The sequence below is a fragment of the Iamia sp. SCSIO 61187 genome (assembly GCF_019443745.1).
In the GTDB taxonomy this organism is placed as follows: Bacteria; Actinomycetota; Acidimicrobiia; order Acidimicrobiales; family Iamiaceae; genus Iamia.
Genome location: NZ_CP050948.1, coordinates 1,062,171 through 1,079,426, shown reverse-complemented (window position 1 = coordinate 1,079,426; position 17,256 = coordinate 1,062,171). Strand labels below are relative to the sequence as shown.

The following is a 17,256-nucleotide window of genomic DNA, read 5'->3' as shown; positions in this document are numbered from 1 at the left end:
CGTCGTGGTCCGCCCGGGGATCAGTCCGGGGCGAGGCCGCGGCGGAGCGCGGCCACGAGGGCGTCCTCGAAGGCGACCATGGGCTCGGCCTTGGCCGCCACGCCCTCGGCGCCGTGGTACATCCCGGGGACGACGAGGAGCTCGCACGGGACGCCCGACCCCCGCAGCCGCTCGGCGTAGTCGACGTCCTCGTCGTGGAAGAGGTCGAGCTCGCCGACGCCGATCCACGCCGGTGGGAGGCCGGAGAGGTCGATCCGCCGGGCCGGGACGGCGTAGGGCCGGTCCTCCTCCTCGCGGACCGGGTGGCCCAGGTAGGCGCCCCAGGCGTAGCGGTTCGAGGCCGGCGTCCACACGAACGCCCCCCGCCCGCCGTGGTCGGCGCGCAGGACCGTGCGGTCGTCGAGCATCGGGTACTTCATGGCCTGGAAGGCGATGGGCGGGCCACCCCGGTCGTGGGCCCGCTGGCAGAGCGCCGCCGTGAGCCCGCCCCCGGCGCTGTCGCCCGCCACCGCGACCCGGGAGGGGTCGATGCCCAGGTCGTCGGCCTGCTCGTGCACCCACCGGAGGGCGGCCACGCAGTCGTCGAGCCCGGCCGGGAACGGGTCGCTCGGCGCCAGGCGGTAGTCGACGCTGACCACGACCGCCCCCAGCTCGCGGGCGAGGCGCCGGCAGATGTCGTGGTAGGCGACCGGGTGGCCGACGACGAGGCCGCCGCCGTGGATCCAGAGGACCGCCGGCCGGGCGCCGGAGGCCGTCGGCGCATCCGGCGGCTCGTACACGTAGACCGGGACGGCCGGGCCCTCGGCCGTGGCCGGCACCTCGCGGCGCTCCCAGCCGGTGCTGCGGTCCCGGTCGGCGGCCGCTCGGAGGCCGGCGTTGACCACGGCGACGGTGCGGTCGCCGCCGACCTTCAGCGGGACCATCAGGAGCGGGCTGCGCAGCTCGGCCGGCACCGTCGCGACGAGCCGCCGGCGGGCCGAGAGGCGACGGGCGGCCACGCCCACGGCCACGCCGGTGGCGCCCAGCAGGGCGCTGCGGCGGAGCCGGCTCACGACCGGGCCTCGGCCCGGTGGCCGGCCAGGAACTGGGTCACGCAGGTGTCGACCAGGGCGTCGTCGATCTCGGTCATGTCGGCCAGCCCGGCGAACACCACGGGCCCGGCGACCAGGGCGACGGCGCGCTCGACGTCGTCGAGCACCGACGGGTCGAGGAGCCCCTCCTCGACGCCCATCCGCAGCACCGCCTCGGTGGCCTCGTGCTGGGTCCGCTTCATGTCGGAGTCGACCTGGGCCAGCTCCGGGTGCTGCTTGGACAGCAGGATCAGGGCGGGGGCCAGCCGGCTCCAGCTCTCGTCGGTGAGGGCGTCGGCCACCGTCCGGACGAGCGCCCGGAGCCCCTCCTCGCAGCTGGTGGCGTCCGCGGGGGCGCCCATCGCCGGCTTGCACGTGGTGAACACGGCGGCCAGCAGGGCGTCGCGAGTCTCCCAGTGGCGGTAGAGCGTCGACTTCGCCACCCCCGACCGGGCCACCACCGCGTCCATGGTGAGGGCGGCGGGACCGCCCTCGACGAGGAGCTCGGTGGCGGCGTCCATCACCGCCTGCTGGGTCCGGGCGATGCGGGGGTCCATGTCGAGCCCGGACGCTACCGGTGACGGCTGTCGCACAGGAAGCCCTTGCTCGATCGACGTCATAATCGTACTGTACCGTTTCGTAGCGATACGAGACAGTAGCGTTTCGCTGCGTCCCCCAGGATCGACGACGAACGGATCGACGATGACAGCGACCTCCCTCCCCCGCCCCGCCCCGCCCCCGCCCGACGAGACGGTGGTGGCCGACCCCGGCCGCCGCCGCCTCGTGCTGGCCGCCGTCCTGACCGCCCTGACCGCGGTGGTCGCCTCGGTCGCCGGCCTCAACGTGGCCCTCGGCCAGCTCGCCGCCGACCTCGGCGCCGGCCAGGGCGAGCTGCTCTGGGTCGTCAACGGCTACACCATCGCCCTGGCCGCCCTGCTCCTGCCCATCGGGGCGGTCGGCGACCGCTGGGGCCGCAAGCCGGTCCTCCTCGGCGGTCTGGGGCTCTTCCTCGGCGCCTCGGCGGCGTCGACCCTCGCCACCACCGTCGACCAGCTGGTCGCCCTCCGGGTCGTCGCCGGCGTCGGCGCCGCCATGATCATGCCGGTCACGCTGTCGGTCATCACCTCGACCTTCCCCGAGGAGGAGCGCGACCGGGCGGTCGGCATGTGGGCCGGGTTCGCCGGGTCGGGCGCCATCCTCGGGCTGGTCGCCAGCTCGATCGTGGTCGACAACTTCACCTGGCCGTGGGTGTTCGCCACGCCGATGCTGCTGGGCGGCGCCAGCCTGGTGCTCTCGCTCCTGTTCGTCCCGTCCTCCCGCGAGCACACCGAGGGGCGCTTCGACGTCGGCGGCTCGCTCCTGTCCGCCCTCGCCGTGGGCGCGCTCGTCCTCGGCATCCACGAGGGCCCCGAGGCGGGGTGGACCGAGCCGATCACCGTGACGAGCCTGGCGGTGGCCGCGGCCGCCGGCGCCGCCTTCGCGTGGTGGGAGCTGCGCCAGGACCACCCTCTGCTCCAGCTGCGCCTGTTCCGCAACCGCACGCTCGCCGGTGGGTCGGTCGGCCTGCTCGGCATCTTCGGCCTGATGGGAGCCCTGTTCCTGGTGCTCATCCAGCTCATGCAGGCGGTGCTGGGGTACTCGGCCGTCGCCGCCGCCGTCAGCCTGCTCCCCGTGGCCGCGGTGATGATGCCGCTGTCGAGCGTGGCCCCGCTCATCGCCCGGAGGGTGGGACTGCGGGCGATGATCGGCGGCGGCGCCCTCCTGATCGCCGTCGGCATGGCCCTGATGGGCACCATGGCCAGCGCCGACGGGGGCTACTGGTCGGTCGCTCCGGGGCTGTTCGTCATGGCCGCCGGCATGGGCCTGGCCATGACGTCGGGGACGACCGCCATCACCGGTTCGCTGCCCGTGGAGGACCAGGGCGTCGCCTCGGCGCTCAACGACACCGTGCGCGAGCTCGGCACCGCCGTGGGGGTGGCCCTCATCGGCAGCGTGCTGTCGGCCACCTACTCCTCGTCGGTCGCCGACGCCACCGCCGGCCTCCCCCCGGAGGCGGCCCACGCCGTCGAGGAGGGCATCGGCGGAGCCGTGGCCGTGACCGGTCCGATGGGACCGGAGGGCCAGGGCATCCTCGACGCCGCCCGCGGTGCCTTCATCGACGGGTGGGGGACGGCCATGGGGCTGAGCGCCGGCCTGGCCCTCGCCATCGCCGTGTTCGCCTTCGCCTGGATGCCCGGGCGCAAGCAGGAGGGTGAGGACCTGGTCCTCGAGGCCGACGACGCCGAGCTGGAGCTCGCCTTCGTCGACTGACGTCGCCGGCCCCTCCCCCGTCGCGGCCCCGGTGGCCGGACCCCCGCTCGGGGCGGTCCGCTCACCGGGGCCGAGCGAGGGACGGGTGCAGCACCGGTGCGTACCCGGAGCGGAGGACGGCGACCGTCGACGGCGGGGTGAGCACCGTGGCCCTCCCGGTGCGGGGCCGGGGCCGCGGCGGCCCGTAGGCGTCGGCTCGGGCGTGCCACGGGACGAGGTGATCGGCGAGCACGAGGTGCGGGCGGTCGTCGACCACGGCGAAGGTCCCGACCGGCAGCCCCGCCCACGGGAGGTCGTGCAGCCGCTTCCCTCGATCGGGGCCGACCCGCTCGTCGTGGAGCACCCGGTCGACGGGGTCGACCCGCGGCCGGGACCCGGTGGCCGCCTCCCACCCGTCCATCCAGCGGACGTGGTCAGCGTGCCGGCACAGGGCGCAGGGCCGGTGGCCGGCGGCGAGGGCCACCGCCTCGTCCCAGAAGAAGAGGGGCGTCCACCGCCCGGGCTCCCACATCGGGGCCCGCCAGCCCTTGTAGGCGAGCGCACAGGTGATCCAGCGCCGGACCTGCCAGGGCCGCACCACCTCGTGGCCCCGGTGGATGCTCCCCCGGTTCCCCAGGAACAGCCCGCGCTGGGCAGTCGCCACGATCTCCCCGGTCGGGGTCACCCGGTTCCGCTCGGCCACCGCAGCAGTCTCGTCGCCGCACCCGTGCCAGGGGCTCCGGAAAATCGGACAGCAGGTGGCCGGTTCCCGCTGTCACGCTGGCCGGGTCGCATCCGTCAGAGCGACGGACGACCGGGCGGCCGGGCGATGAGTTCGCGACCGTCCCGCCGTCTCACCCCCGCACATCCCCCGCCGCGCCCCGGGCGCACCCCCATCACCCCTAGGAGAGCCAGATGTTCGCACGACTGGGACCCTGGTGCCACGACCACCGCAAGCTCGTGCTCGGGCTGTGGATCCTCGCCCTCGTCGTCGGGATGGGGGCCTCCGGCGGCGCCGGCGGCGCCTTCCGCGACGAGTTCAACCTCCCCGAGTCCGAGTCGAAGACCGGCTTCGACATCCTCGACGAGGAGTTCGGCGGCCAGGGCACCAACGCCACCGGCACCATCGTCTTCCGCGCCGAGCAGGGCGTCGACGACCCCGAGGTGCGCGAGGCCATGGAGGCCCTGTTCGCCGAGGTGGCCGAGCAGCCGCACGTCGTCGCGGTGGTCAGCCCCTACAGCGAGGAGGGGGCCCGCCAGATCTCGTCCACCGAGGGCGAGGACGGGACCATCGCCTACGCCAACGTGGAGATGCCCGACGACGTGGCGTTCCCCGACGCCCAGGAGATCGGGACCTTCATCGCCGAGAACACCCCCACCGTGGAGGGCCTCCAGGTCGAGCGGGGCAGCTTCTACTTCGCCGAGTTCGAGGAGCCGTCGTCGGAGGCGCTGGGCCTGGCGTTCGCCATCGTCATCTTGATCCTCGCCTTCGGCTCGGTGCTGGCCATGGGCCTGCCCGTGGGGGTTGCCCTCTTCGGCATCGGCATCGGCACGGCCATCGTCACCCTCCTCAGCCACGCCCTCGCCGTCCCCGACTTCGCCACCTTCCTCGGCATCATGATCGGCCTCGGCGTGGGCATCGACTACGCCCTGCTGATCGTCACCCGGTATCGCGAGCAGCTGCACCTCGGGCACACCGTCCGGCAGTCGGTCGCCGTCTCCATCGACACCGCCGGCCGATCGGTGCTCTTCGCCGGCTGCACCGTCGTCATCTCGCTGCTCAGCATGATGCTCGTCGGCGTCACCTTCGTGCAGGGCCTGGCGATCGCCGCCGCCTCGGTCGTCGCCATCACCGTGGTCGCCTCGCTCACGCTGCTGCCCGCCCTCCTCGGCTTCGCCGGCGAGCGGGTGGAGCTCACCCGCTGGCGGGGCCTCCTCGCCGCCGGGCTGATGGCGCTGGCCCTGGTCGGTGCCGGCTTCAAGGTCGGGCCGGTGGCCGGGCTGTTCATCCTGGCCGCCGTCGTGGTGCTGGTCGCCGGGTTCTTCGTCGGCCCCCTGAAGCGAGAGGTCCCGCTCCGCAGCCAGAAGCCCCGCCAGGAGACCTTCGCCTACCGGTGGAGCCGGGTGGTCCAGCACCGGCCGTGGGTCGTGGCCATCGGCGCCACCGCGGTGCTGCTCATCCTGGCCGTCCCGGTGCTCTCGCTGCGCCTGGGCTTCTCCGACGAGAGCAACTTCGCCGACGACACCACCACCAAGAAGGCCTACGACCTGCTGGTCGAGGGCTTCGGTCCCGGCTTCTCGGGGCCGATGCTGCTGGTGGCCGAGCTGCCCGAGGGCGCCGACCCGGCCGCCCTGGAGGAGATCACCGCCGCCGTCGACGCCGACCCCGGCGTCGCCTTCGTCTCCCCCGCCGTGCCCAACGGCGACGCGCCGACGGCGGCGCTGTGGAACCTGGTCCCCACCAGCGGCCCCCAGGAGAAGGCGACCTCCGAGCTCGTCGACCGCCTGCGCGACGAGGTCCTGCCCCCGGTCGAGGACACCGCCGGGTTCCAGGTCAACGTCACCGGCAGCAACGCCGTGAACCTCGACTTCTCGGACTACCTGGCGTCGCGCCTGCCGTACTTCTTCGTCACGGTGCTCGCCCTGTCGTTCCTGCTGCTGATGGTCGTGTTCCGGTCCGTGCTCGTGCCGCTCAAGGCCGTGATCATGAACCTGCTCTCGATCGGCGCCGCCTACGGCCTGGTGGTGGCCCTGTTCCAGTGGGGCTGGCTGAGCGACGTCACCGGCGTGCAGCCGGCCCCGATCGAGCCGTGGGCGCCGATGATGCTGTTCGCCATCGTGTTCGGCCTGTCGATGGACTACGAGGTGTTCCTGCTGTCCCGGGTCCGGGAGGAGTGGCACCGCACCGGCGACAGCCGCACGTCGGTGGCCGACGGCCTGGCTGCCACGGCGAAGGTCATCACCGCGGCCGCGGCGATCATGGTCGTGGTCTTCGGGAGCTTCCTGCTCGAGAACGACCGGGTCCTCAAGCTGATGGGCACCGGCCTGGCGACGGCGATCTTCCTCGACGCCACCATCGTCCGGATGCTGCTCGTGCCGGCGACGATGGAGCTGCTCGGCGATCGCAACTGGTGGCTGCCGCGGTGGCTCGACCGCCTGCTGCCCACCATCGACGTCGAGGGCCACGTCGACGATGACGACGACGAGCCCGACGTGCGCCAGCCCGACCCCGAGGCCGAGCCCGTCCCGGTCTGACCGGGCCTCGCCCCTGACGCGACGGACCGGTGATCAGATCCCCCGCCTGATGGGGTCATCTGGTCACCGGTCCGGGAAGAGGGACGCAGCTCGGCCGCGCATGCGGTCAGCTGCCGGAGGCGGCCTTCTTGGTGGAGGTCGCGGCCCGCTTGGCGGTGGCCGTGGTCTTCTTGGCCGAGGCCTTGGCCGTGCGACCCGTTGTGGTCGCGGCCCGCTTGGCCGTGGTGGAGGTCGTCCCGGCCGAGCGGCGGGCCGAGGTGGCCGTGCCCTTGGCCCCGGACTCGGCGGCGGAGGCGGTGCTCTTGGCCCCGCGACCGGCGGAGGTGGCGACGCCCTTGGCCCCGGAGCGGGCGGCGTCGAGGGTGTCCTCGCCGACCTTGCGAGCCTCCTTGATGGCGTCGATCACGTCGTCGGCGGCGACGCTCACGTCGCCCCGGATCCGGCGGGCGGTGGTGCGGGTGACGCTGCTGCCCTTGGGCGAGGCGGCCGTGCGGGGCCGACGGAGGACCAGGTTCACGAGGTCCTGGGCGGCGGCGACGCTGCCCTGGGCCACGCCGCTCACGGTGTCACCGATGCGGTCGGCGGCGCCGGCGACGGTGCCGACCACGAGGTTCCCCGGAGGGGTGGACGGCGAGCGCGGGTGCGGGTGGGTCGGGGCGATCTCCCGGGCGGCGGCCATGGACTCGCCCAGGTCGGCGAGGTCCTTGCGACCCAGGGCCTCGCGCACCTTGGGGAAGTAGTCCTGCTCCTCCTCCTCGACGTGGTGGCGCACGTTCTCGATGAGCACGGTGACCTTGGCGTCGAAGCGCTCGTCGTGGGGGTCCATGCGCTCCAGGTCGTGGAGCAGCCACTTGACGATCTGGTGCTCCTCGATGCTCTCCAGCACGATGTCGTCGGTGCCCTCCACGGTCGCCCGGGTCACCGGGTAGAAGAGCTGCTCCTCGATCGCGGCGTGCGTCGACAGGGCCTCGATGATGCGATCGACCAGGTCACGCTTCTCGACGTAGGCCCGGTCACCCGCCTTCTCGAAGCGCTTGAAGAGCTGCTCCACGGCATGGTGGTCGTCCTTGAGCATGGTGATGGCATCCATGACCGGTCCCTGCCCGTCAGATCCCGACATCCACAGCATGTGCCCCATGTCGCTCCCGTCCCGACGGGCCGATCGCGCCGGTGCAGGTCAGAGCACCGGCGTCGCGGCAGCGACTGACACGGCCCGGGCTCAGGCGAAGGTCCGCGCCAGCCGGAGGACCGCGTCGGCGTCCGGTCCGACCCCTCGGAGCCCGGTGGCGGCCGCCGGGGCCCGCTGCCCGGCCACGGTGCAGAGGTCGACCGCCGCGCCGGTGATCGTCGTCGATGCCCCCTCCTCGCCGAACGTCCACCGGTCGCCGTCGGGCGCGTCGAGGACGAACCGGACGTCGCCGGCCGGGCGGTGCCCGCCCTGGGCGAGCGCGTAGGGGACGGTGCGCCAGACCAGGCGGGCGACGTGCCACAGGCGGTCGGTCGGGGGAACCTCGACGCCGAGGCCCACACCGACGTCGACGGTGTGGATCCACGACTCCGACAGCCGGGTCGTGGCCAGGCTGCGGGCCGCCATGTCGCCGACGACCCACGGCACCCGGGCATCGAGGTCGGCGGCGGCGAAGGCGGCCGCCTGGGCGTCGACGCTGGAGGCCCAGCGGGCCCGCACGACCAGCGGGTCGTCCCGCTCGGCGGCGACGAAGGCACCGGCCCAGTCGTCGACCGTCCCCTTGACCACGAGGTCCGCCGTCGTCCGGCCGAGGAAGGGGCCGAAGTCGCCGGTGACCGAGGCCACGGCCACCTCGTTGGTCTGGGCCAGGTGGAGGAGGACGTCGGCCACCGACCAGCCCGGGCAGCGCGACGGGGTGGTCAGCCCGGCGGCGTCGAGCCCGTCGACGAGGCCGGCGAGCTCCTCCTGCTGGGCCGCCAGGGCGGAGAGCACGTCCGGCACCTGGCGGGGAGCCGGCGAGGACGAGGACGAGGACGGACCGGGCACGGCCCCATCCTCCCCGCCGGCCCGTACGCTCGCCACCATGAGCGACAGCGGTCCCGGCGACTTCAACCAGAGGATCATCGAGGAGTTCCGGGCCAACGACGGAGTGGTCGGCGGCCCGTTCGAGGGCGCCCCCCTGCTCCTCCTCCACAGCACCGGGGCCCGCTCCGGCGCCGAGCGGGTGACGCCGGTCGTGTACCGGGCCGACGGTGACCGGTGGGTGATCTTCGCCTCCAAGGCCGGGGCGCCCGACAACCCGGACTGGTTCCACAACCTGAGGGCCCACCCGGAGGCGAGCATCGAGGTCGGGACCGAGACGGTTCCGGTGACGGCGACGGTGGCCGAGGGCGAGGAGCACGACCGGCTCTGGGAGGCCCAGAAGCAGGACATGCCCGGCTTCGCCGACTACGAGGCCAAGACCACCCGGCGCATCCCCGTGGTCGTGCTCACCCGCCGCTGACCCCGCCGGGCGCGGCGGGACGTCCCCGCACGGCCCGGCCCCGTCTGGGACGATGCCCGCCGTGCCGACCACCCTCACCGACCACGGCTTCGACCGCGACCGCCTCGGCCGCCTCGACGCCGTCCTCCACCGCTACGTCGACGACGGGAAGATCCCGGGCGTCCAGACCCTCGTGAGCCGACGGGGGGAGCTGGTGCACCGCGACCTCTACGGCTGCACCGACGTCGAGACCGGCGCCCCGGTCGCCGCCGACACCCTGTACCGCATCTACTCGATGACGAAGCCGCTGACGTCGGTCGCCCTGATGATGCTGTTCGAGGAGGGGGCCTTCCTCCTGGAGAACCCGGTGACCCGCTGGTTGCCGGAGCTGGCCGACCTGCGCGTCTGGGTCGGGGGCACCGCCGACGCCCCCGAGACCCGCCCGCTCGAGACGCCCCTCACCGTCCACCACATGCTCACCCACACCTCGGGCCTGACCTACGGGTTCCAGATGGCCCACCCGGTCGACGAGCTGTACCGGCGGGCCGAGCTCGGCACCTTCGGCGTGCCCGACTACGACCTCGACGAGGGCCTCGCCCGCCTGGGCCAGCAGCCGCTGCTGTTCGAGCCCGGGACGCGCTGGAACTACTCGATGTCGACCGACGTGTGCGGCGCCCTGGTCGAGCGGATCAGCGGCGTCGCCCTGGACGAGTTCCTCCGCACCCGGATCCTCGAGCCCCTGGGCATGGTCGACACCGGGTTCGCGGCGCCCGAGGCCGACGTCGACCGGTGCTCGGTCCTGTACGCCTGCACCCCCACCACCGCGATGGTCCCGATCGCCCCGGCCGCGGCCATGGCCCAGCCCCCGACGTTCCTCTCGGGCGGGGGCGGGCTCGTCAGCACCGCCGACGACTACCTGCGCTTCTGCCACCTCCTCGTCGGCGGCGGCACCCTCGACGGGGTCCGGCTCCTGTCACCCCGCACCCTGCGCCTGATGGCCAGCAACCACCTCGTCGACGGCCGGACCCTCAACCAGATGGGCCAGACCACGTTCTCGGAGGTGGCCATGGACGGGACCGGCTTCGGGCTGGGCTTCTCCGTGCTGGTGGACCCGCCCGCGACCAAGACCCTCGGCTCGGCCGGCCTGTACGGCTGGGGCGGCGCCGCCAGCACCGCGTTCTGGATCGACCCGGTCGAGGAGCTGGCGGTCGTGTTCATGACCCAGCTGCTGCCGTCGACCACCTACCCGCTCCGCCGGCACCTCCAGGCGGGCGTGTACCAGGCCCTGGTCGACTAGTCCGGGCTGCGACCGAACGACACCGCGGCCCGGACCTCGGCGGGGGCGGCAGCGACCAGCTCGGCGTCGGGCTGGGCGCCCAGGGCGTCGTTGACCGTCGAGAAGGCCAGCCGCAGGGCGACGAAGACGGTGATGGCGACGATCTGGGTCTCGTCGAAGCCGGCCTCCCGGAGCTCCGCGACGTCGGCGACGGTGGCGCCGTTCGGGTCGCGGGCGACGCGACGGGCCCAACGGGCCAGCGCCGCGTCGCTCGCGTCGAGACCGGTGTCGTCGCCGGCGAGCACCCCTGCCGCCGCGTCCGGGCCCACCTCGCCGGCGAGCCGCGTGCCCCAGGCGAGGGCGCAGTACGCGTCGCCCAGCGTCGACGCCGCGGCCGACACCAGCACGCCGCGCTGGCGGAAGGTCAGCCCGCCGACCTCCGCCGCCCGGGCGAGGGCGGCACCCACGCCGTCCAGCAGGTCGGGGGCATGGGCCCACACCCGGGTGAGGTTCATCACGTACCCGTCGCCCGCGAGGTCCTCCTCGTAGAGGCGCCGCGCGCCCTCGCTGTCCGACGCCGTGCCCACGAAGCTCGTCATGCGTCGAGCCTCGCACGTCTGCCGCCCCTGGCCGGCTGGCCGCCGCCTCAGACCGGGTCGACACCGGGGCCGGGATCTTCAGCAAGCTCGACCTGCTCCCCGACGACGACGACGACAACCGCCGGGTCCGCGCCGTGCTCGCCTACCTCCGGGGCGCTCCGGGCTGACGCGACTCGTAGCGGCGGCAGGGCACGATGAAGGTGCCGTCGTCGGTCCCGGCCTCGTAGGCCACCTCGCCGGCGTCGACCCAGCCCTGGCGCTCGTAGAAGGCCCGGGCCCGGGCGTTCCCGGCCACCACGGCCAGCCATGCGACCTCGTGGCCGGCGGCGTGGATGGCGTCCTCCCCGACGCGGAGGAGGTCGGTGGCCACGCCGGTGCCGCGGGCCCGGCGCAGGACGAAGATCTGCTCGAGCTCGTCGCCCTCGACCGTCACGAACCCGACGACCTCGCCGTCGATCTCGGCGACCCAGCTCTGCTCCACCCGGTCGACGGCCCGCCGGGCGAAGTGCTCGGGCCGACGGTGCGCCAGCAGTCCGTCGGGGACGTGCCCGGTGTGGCCGTCGCTCCACGCCTCGTACCAGACGCGGGCGATGGGCTCGGCGTCTCCCGGTGCCGCCCGACGGATCGTCGTCACGGGCGCGAACGGTAGCGACGGGACCTTCGGTACCGTGGACGTCAGTGTCACACTGGTCGTCGTCCGGGGGCTTGGCTCCGACCATCAGCACCGTTCTGACACCGCGACCGGACACCGATGTCGCCTGGCGCGACCAGAACGGCGGTCGATGCGGCCGACGCCGTTCTGACACCGCTCCCGGCCAGGCGTGTCGCCTGGCGCGAACGGAAACCGCGGATGACGCCGCCGAACCCACCACCCCCACGACCGCGGCGCACGTGCGCGCCGTGGTCGCCTGACAGAGGAGCAACACATGGGCCAGCTGTCGATGTCCCCGTCCGAGCGCGAGGCCTTCCTCGCCGACCTGCACGTGGGGGTGCTCGCCGTCGAACGCCCCGACGGCCCCCCGTTGACGGCACCGGTCTGGTACCGGTTCCGGGACGGGGTGGTCGAGCTCACGACCGAGACCGACAGCCTGAAGGCCAAGGCTCTCCGGTCCGCCGGTCGGGCCTCGCTCTGCGTCCAGCGGGAGGAGTACCCCTACGCCTACGTCACCGTCGAGGGCCCGGTCGCCTTCACCGAGGCGACCCACGAGCAGCGGGTGGCCATCGCCTCGCGGTACCTCGGCCCCGAGGGGGGCGAGGCGTACGTCGCCTCCACCGGTGACGGGGGCGACGACACCGCCCTGGTCCTCACGCCCGAGACCTGGCGCACGGTCGACTACTCCAAGCTGTGAGACGGAAGGGGTCTGACCCCTTCCGTCGCGTCGTCAGCCCCGCCTGCTCCTCGACCGTCTCCGGCCGCGCCGTGCGGGTGCCCCGCTGCCTCTCGGGCGTCCCCGGCGGGACCTCGCTGCGCTCGGGCCACCCCATCGGCCCACCCAACCACTCGACGAGGCGACGGGGGGCGACCGCCGAGGGGGCGGGGCGGCACGCTCAGGCCTCGGCGAGGATCGCGTCGAGCCGGGCGAAGCCCTGGACCACGCCCGCCTCCATGCCGCTGGCCACGAAGGCGTCGCGCCCCTCGAAGGAGTCGACCAGCGACGTCGACGTCAGGCGGGTCCGGCCGTCGCCGATGTCCTCGAACCAGATCTTCTCGAGGGCCACGCCGTCGGGCATCCCCTCGTAGGTGAACGTCTGGACGATGAGCTCGTCGGGCCGGACCTCGTGGAACGTGCCGCGGAAGGCGGCCTCGTCGTCCTCGCCGGCGTGGACGTACCGGTACGAGCCGCCGGTGCGGAAGTCGTGGTGGTCGATGGTCATGCGGCCGTCGTCGGGGCCGATCCAGCGGGCGAACAGGTCGGGGTCGGCGTGGGCCTTGAAGACCTTGGCCACGGGGGCGTCGAACTCGCGCACGATGCGCACGAGCGGGACGGTGGGGTCGGACTCGATGGTGGTCTCGTGGGTGGTGGTGGTCACGGGGGTGCTCCTGGTCAGTGGGTTGTCTCGGGGGATGTCTCGTCGTCCGGCATGGACCGGAGGACGTCGTCGAGGCGGCGGTACCGCTCCTCGGCCTGGCGGCGGTAGCGCTCGATCCACTTGGTCATCAGGTCGAACACCTCCGCCTCGAGGTGGACGGGGCGGCGCTGGGCCTCCCGCGTCCGGCTCACCAGGCCGGCGTCCTCGAGCACCTTGAGGTGCTTGGACACCGCCTGGACGGTCACGTCGTAGGGGGCGGCCAGCTCGTTGACCGTGGCGTCGCCGTCGGCGAGCCGGGCCACGATGTCGCGTCGGGTGGGATCGGCGAGGGCCGAGAACACCCGGTCGAGCGGGTCTGCGCTCACCGTTCCTCCTGCTGGCGATGCTCCGCTCGTCGCACGGACCGTCCTCCTGTGTTCAACCGCTCGGTTGAACACAGGTCACCGTACGCCGGGCCTCCGCCGTTGTCAACCATCTGGTTGAACTCACCGGCCGCCCGCGAGGGAACCCGGCCAGCGAGGGCACGGGGGCCAGGGCATGCTGGCGCCCGTCCCCCCGCCGCCGTCCCTCGGAGCCGTCCCTGTGGAGATGCACCACGCCACCGTCTGGGAGGCGGTCGCCGACGCCGCCGGTGACGCCACCGCCCTGGTCCAGGGGGACGTCCGGCGATCGTGGCGGGACTTCGACGACCGGGCCGGCCGGCTGGCCTCGGCGTTCCTGGCCGCCGGGCTGGGGCCGGGCTCGAAGGTCGGGCTCATGCTCTACAACGCCCCCGAGTTCATGGAGGGCTACTTCGCGGCGCTGAAGATCCGGGCCGTCCCGTTCAACGTGAACTACCGCTACGTCGAGACCGAGCTCGCCTACCTGCTCGACGACGCCGACGCCGAGGTGCTCGTCCTGCACCGCAGCCTGCGGCCCCACCTCGGGGACGTGCTGGAGAAGCTGCCGGCGCTGAAGCTGGTGCTCGAGGTGGACGACGGCGGCGAGCACCACCCGCTCGCCGTCGGGTACGAGGACGCCATCGCCGCCCACGAGCCGGCGGCGCGCATCGAGCGCGACCCCGACGACATCACCCTGATCTACACCGGGGGGACCACCGGCATGCCCAAGGGCGTGATGGCCCCGATCGGCGACACCGTGCAGAACCTGCTCGCCACCATCCCGCCGCTCATCGGCGAGGCGCCGTGCACGACCCCGGGGGGCGCCGTCGCCCTCGCCGTGCGTGCCCAGGAGGAGGGGCGCCCGTTCGTGTCGCTCGCCGCCCCGCCGCTCATGCACAACACCGCCATGGGCATGGCCGCCCTCCCCACCCTCCTGTTCGGCGGGTGCCTGGCCCTGCTCGAGAGCCGGAGCCTCGACCTCGAGGAGCTGTGGGACGTGGTCGAGCGGGAGCGGGTGGCGTCGATCATCGTCGTCGGCGACGCCTTCGCCCGCCCCATGCTCCGCGCCCTCGACGAGCGCCCCGACGGGCGCGACCTGGGTTCGGTGACGATGCTGGCCTCGGCCGGCGCCATGTTCTCGACCGAGGTGAAGGAGGGCCTCCTGCGCCACCTGCCGGGCGCCGCCATCCTCGACCTCATCGCCGCCAGCGAGGGCTCGATGGGCATGTCGATCTCGGTCGCCGGCAACGTCGCCCCGACCGGCACCTTCGTGCCCGGGCCGGGGGTCAAGGTCTTCGCCGAGGACGACCGCGCCATCGAGCCCGGCAGCGACGAGCCCGGCATCGTGGCCCTCCCCGGTGGGGCGGCCGGCTACTTCAAGGACGAGGCCAAGACGGCGGCGACGTTCCGGGTCATCGACGGCGTCCGCTACACGCTCCCGGGCGACTGGGCCACCGTCGCCGCCGACGGCTCGCTCACCCTGCTCGGCCGGGGCTCGCAGTGCATCAACACCGCCGGCGAGAAGGTCTTCCCCGAGGAGGTCGAGGAGGTCTTCAAGGCCCTCCCCGCCGTCGAGGACTGCCTCGTGTTCGGCGTCGCCGACGAGCGCTTCGGCCAGCGGGTGGCGGCCGTGGTCGCCAAGACCGACGACTCCGTCGCCGACGAGGAGCTGGTGGCCGCGGCCCGCTCCCAGCTGGCCTCCTACAAGCTGCCGCGCCGCATCGTCACCGTCGCGACCGTGCCCCGGATGCCGTCGGGCAAGGCCGACTACCCCGCCGCCCGCACCCTCTTCGAGGCGGCGCCGTGACGCACCGGGAGCCGCTGGTCGTGGGCGTGCCGACCGAGGTCAAGCCGGACGAGCACCGCGTGGCCCTCACCCCCGACGGCGTCCGGGAGCTGAACGGTCACGGCGTCACCGTGCTCGTCCAGGCCGGTGCGGGAGCGGGCGCGGGCATCGCCGACGAGGCGTACCGGCGGGTCGGGGCCGAGGTGGTCGCGACGGCCGAGGACGTGTGGGGGCGGGCCGGGCTGGTGTGCAAGGTCAAGGAGCCCCAGGGCGCCGAGCTGGACCTCCTCCGCGACGACCTGGTGCTGTTCACCTACCTGCACCTGGCCGCCTACCCGGAGGTGGGCGACGCCCTCCTCGCCGCCGGCACGACCGGCATCGCCTACGAGACGGTCCAGACCGCCGACGGCGCCCTGCCGCTGCTCGCCCCCATGAGCGAGGTCGCCGGGCGCATGTCGGTGCAGGTCGGCGCCCACTTCCTCGAGCGCCACAACGGCGGGCGGGGCGTCCTCATGGGCGGCGCCCCGGGCGTCCGGCCGGCCCGGGTCGTGGTGCTCGGCGCCGGCAACGTGGGGTGGAACGCGGCCTGGATGGCGGCCGGCCTCGAGGCCGAGGTCGACCTGCTCGACCGCAACGTCGACCGCCTGCGGTTCATCGACCAGATCCAGATGGGCCGGATCACCACCCTGGCGTCGAACCGGGGCCAGGTCGAGCGGGCGGTCGAGGAGGCCGACCTCGTGATCGGCGCCGTCCTCGTCGCCGGCGGGAAGGCCCCCGTCATCGTCGACGAGGACCTGGTCCGGGCCATGCGACCCGGGTCGGTGATCGTCGACATCGCCATCGACCAGGGTGGGTGCATCGCCACCTCGCACGAGACGACGCACCACGATCCGACCTTCGAGGTCCACGGCGTCATCCACTACGCCGTCGGCAACATGCCCGGGGCCGTGCCCCACACGTCGACCTACGCCCTCACCAACGTCACCCTCCCCTACCTGGCCGAGCTGGCCCGCGACGGCGTCGCCGCCGCCGTGACCGAGGACCCGGCCCTCGCCCTCGGCGTGAACACGCTCGGCGGGCGGGTGGTCAACGAGGCCGTGGCCGAGGCGCTCGGCAAGCCGCACGCCCCGCTCGCCGAGGCGCTCCGCGCCTAGGCCAGACCGGCGAGGTCCAGGGTCGCCAGGCGCTCCCTGTGGGCGAGGATGTCGATCGACGCGATGCGGCCGTCCACCACGAGGAAGGACAGCACGGAGAGCGGCGCCCCGTCCCGGGAGGCGACGATCCCGACGGCACCGTTGACCAGCGCCGTCTCGGCCCGCACCTCGGGGCCCGCGCTCCTGCGGAACAGCAGGGCCTCGCTCGCCACCGTCTCGGACCCCTCCACCACGTGCAGCGCACCGGCACCGCGATCGGCCCGCAGGACCACGTCGGGGTCCAGCAGGGCGACGAGCCGGTCGAAGTCCCCGTCGCGAGAGGCGGCGAGGAAGGCCTCGACCACCGCACGTTGCTCGCTGATCGCCCCCACGGGCGCCACCGGTCGACCCTGGATGCGGCGTCGGGCCCGGCTGGCCAGCTGCCGGGTCGCGGCCGGTGTCCGGTCGACCATCGGGGCGATCTCGTCGAAGGGCAGGCCGAACATGTCGTGCAGGACGTAGGCGAGCCGCTCGGGCGGCGCCAGGGAGTCGAGCACGACCAGCAGGGCGAGCCCGACCCCGTCGGCGAGCACCGCCTCGTGGGCCGGGTCACCCTGGTCGTCGGGGTCCAACCGGTTGACGACCGGGTCGGGCATCCGCTCGGTCAGGGCCTGCTCCGGCCGGGCCCGGCGGGCGCGCAGGGCGTCGAGGCAGACCCGGCTGACGACGGTCGTCAGCCAGCCGGTGAGGTTGGTGACCTCGGACGTGTCGCTCCGGCTCAGCCGGAACCACGCCTCCTGCACGGCGTCCTCGGCCTCGGTGACCGAGCCGAGCATGCGGTAGGCGACGGCCCGCAGGTGGGCCCGATCGGCCTCGAAGCGGGCGGCCAGCTGGTCCTGCTCGTCCATGGGGGCTCCTCGGTGTCGATGTACCCCTCCGACGGATGTCGACCCGCCGATGTGACGGGCGGGCCGCACGGCCGGACGT

General features: G+C 73.8%; 17 protein-coding genes. 7 read left to right on the top strand and 10 right to left on the bottom strand.

Annotation, left to right across the window (positions count from 1 at the left end; genetic code table 11):
• Positions 1–20: 20 nt before the first annotated feature.
• Positions 21–1,052: an alpha/beta hydrolase gene (locus tag HC251_RS05295; protein ID WP_219944264.1), complete on the bottom strand. Its 1,032-nt coding sequence runs from the start codon at positions 1,050–1,052 to the stop codon at positions 21–23.
• A complete protein-coding gene (locus HC251_RS05290; protein ID WP_219944263.1) occupies positions 1,049–1,627 on the bottom strand; it encodes a TetR/AcrR family transcriptional regulator in 579 nt (192 codons plus the stop codon). Before HC251_RS05290 ends, HC251_RS05295 begins: the two co-directional genes overlap by 4 nt.
• Before the next feature lie 145 nt (positions 1,628–1,772).
• Here HC251_RS05290 and HC251_RS05285 point away from each other — a divergent pair, with 145 nt between their 5' ends.
• A complete protein-coding gene (locus HC251_RS05285) occupies positions 1,773–3,380 on the top strand; it encodes an MFS transporter (RefSeq protein WP_219944262.1) in 1,608 nt (535 codons plus the stop codon).
• Positions 3,381–3,441: 61 nt separating this feature from the next.
• Here HC251_RS05285 and HC251_RS05280 read toward each other — a convergent pair whose 3' ends face one another.
• Positions 3,442–4,062 carry a hypothetical protein gene (locus tag HC251_RS05280; RefSeq protein ID WP_219944261.1) on the bottom strand — a complete coding sequence of 207 codons (621 nt, stop codon included), beginning with the start codon at positions 4,060–4,062 and terminating at the stop codon, positions 3,442–3,444.
• Between the two features lie 212 nt (positions 4,063–4,274).
• On the opposite strand from HC251_RS05280, the gene HC251_RS05275 reads away from it, so the two are divergent.
• The gene (locus HC251_RS05275; RefSeq protein ID WP_219944260.1) at positions 4,275–6,614 is read left to right on the top strand and encodes an MMPL family transporter; all 2,340 of its coding nucleotides are present in this window, start codon (positions 4,275–4,277) and stop codon (positions 6,612–6,614) included.
• A 106-nt stretch (positions 6,615–6,720) separates the two neighbouring features.
• On the opposite strand, the gene HC251_RS05270 is transcribed toward HC251_RS05275, so the two are convergent.
• Positions 6,721–7,704, bottom strand: coding sequence for a hemerythrin domain-containing protein (locus tag HC251_RS05270; RefSeq protein ID WP_255566605.1), 984 nt, complete (start codon positions 7,702–7,704; stop codon positions 6,721–6,723).
• Positions 7,705–7,833: 129 nt separating this feature from the next.
• Positions 7,834–8,628: a maleylpyruvate isomerase family mycothiol-dependent enzyme gene (locus HC251_RS05265; RefSeq protein ID WP_219944258.1), complete on the bottom strand. Its 795-nt coding sequence runs from the start codon at positions 8,626–8,628 to the stop codon at positions 7,834–7,836.
• Between the two features lie 37 nt (positions 8,629–8,665).
• Between HC251_RS05265 and HC251_RS05260 the strand changes: the two genes are divergently transcribed.
• Both HC251_RS05260 and HC251_RS05255 read left to right on the top strand, forming a co-directional pair.
• A complete protein-coding gene (locus HC251_RS05260; RefSeq protein ID WP_219944257.1) occupies positions 8,666–9,085 on the top strand; it encodes a nitroreductase family deazaflavin-dependent oxidoreductase in 420 nt (139 codons plus the stop codon).
• A gap of 52 nt (positions 9,086–9,137) precedes the next feature.
• Positions 9,138–10,361 (top strand): serine hydrolase, encoded by a 1,224-nt coding sequence (locus HC251_RS05255; protein WP_219944256.1) that lies wholly within the window; start codon positions 9,138–9,140, stop codon positions 10,359–10,361.
• Here the strand turns inward: HC251_RS05255 and HC251_RS05250 are convergent.
• Together HC251_RS05250 and HC251_RS05245 are read right to left on the bottom strand one after the other, a co-directional pair.
• The gene (locus HC251_RS05250; RefSeq protein ID WP_219944255.1) at positions 10,358–10,939 is read right to left on the bottom strand and encodes a carboxymuconolactone decarboxylase family protein; all 582 of its coding nucleotides are present in this window, start codon (positions 10,937–10,939) and stop codon (positions 10,358–10,360) included. The genes HC251_RS05255 and HC251_RS05250 overlap by 4 nt on opposite strands.
• 142 nt (positions 10,940–11,081) lie before the next feature.
• The gene (locus HC251_RS05245; protein WP_219944254.1) at positions 11,082–11,573 is read right to left on the bottom strand and encodes a GNAT family N-acetyltransferase; all 492 of its coding nucleotides are present in this window, start codon (positions 11,571–11,573) and stop codon (positions 11,082–11,084) included.
• A 292-nt stretch (positions 11,574–11,865) separates the two neighbouring features.
• Here HC251_RS05245 and HC251_RS05240 point away from each other — a divergent pair, with 292 nt between their 5' ends.
• Positions 11,866–12,288: a pyridoxamine 5'-phosphate oxidase family protein gene (locus HC251_RS05240; protein ID WP_219944253.1), complete on the top strand. Its 423-nt coding sequence runs from the start codon at positions 11,866–11,868 to the stop codon at positions 12,286–12,288.
• A gap of 199 nt (positions 12,289–12,487) precedes the next feature.
• On the opposite strand, the gene HC251_RS05235 is transcribed toward HC251_RS05240, so the two are convergent.
• Together HC251_RS05235 and HC251_RS05230 are read right to left on the bottom strand one after the other, a co-directional pair.
• On the bottom strand, positions 12,488–12,970 hold the full coding sequence (locus HC251_RS05235) for an SRPBCC family protein (RefSeq protein ID WP_219944252.1): 483 nt from the start codon (positions 12,968–12,970) through the stop codon (positions 12,488–12,490).
• Between the two features lie 14 nt (positions 12,971–12,984).
• A complete protein-coding gene (locus tag HC251_RS05230; RefSeq protein ID WP_219944251.1) occupies positions 12,985–13,335 on the bottom strand; it encodes a helix-turn-helix transcriptional regulator in 351 nt (116 codons plus the stop codon).
• Positions 13,336–13,558: 223 nt separating this feature from the next.
• Here HC251_RS05230 and HC251_RS05225 point away from each other — a divergent pair, with 223 nt between their 5' ends.
• Both HC251_RS05225 and ald read left to right on the top strand, forming a co-directional pair.
• Positions 13,559–15,157 (top strand): AMP-binding protein, encoded by a 1,599-nt coding sequence (locus HC251_RS05225; RefSeq protein WP_255566792.1) that lies wholly within the window; start codon positions 13,559–13,561, stop codon positions 15,155–15,157.
• Positions 15,154–16,290: an alanine dehydrogenase gene (gene ald / locus HC251_RS05220; RefSeq protein WP_255566603.1), complete on the top strand. Its 1,137-nt coding sequence runs from the start codon at positions 15,154–15,156 to the stop codon at positions 16,288–16,290. Before HC251_RS05225 ends, ald begins: the two co-directional genes overlap by 4 nt.
• Here ald and HC251_RS05215 read toward each other — a convergent pair.
• Positions 16,287–17,177 carry a sigma-70 family RNA polymerase sigma factor gene (locus HC251_RS05215; RefSeq protein WP_219944249.1) on the bottom strand — a complete coding sequence of 297 codons (891 nt, stop codon included), beginning with the start codon at positions 17,175–17,177 and terminating at the stop codon, positions 16,287–16,289. The genes ald and HC251_RS05215 overlap by 4 nt on opposite strands.
• Positions 17,178–17,256: the final 79 nt, after the last annotated feature.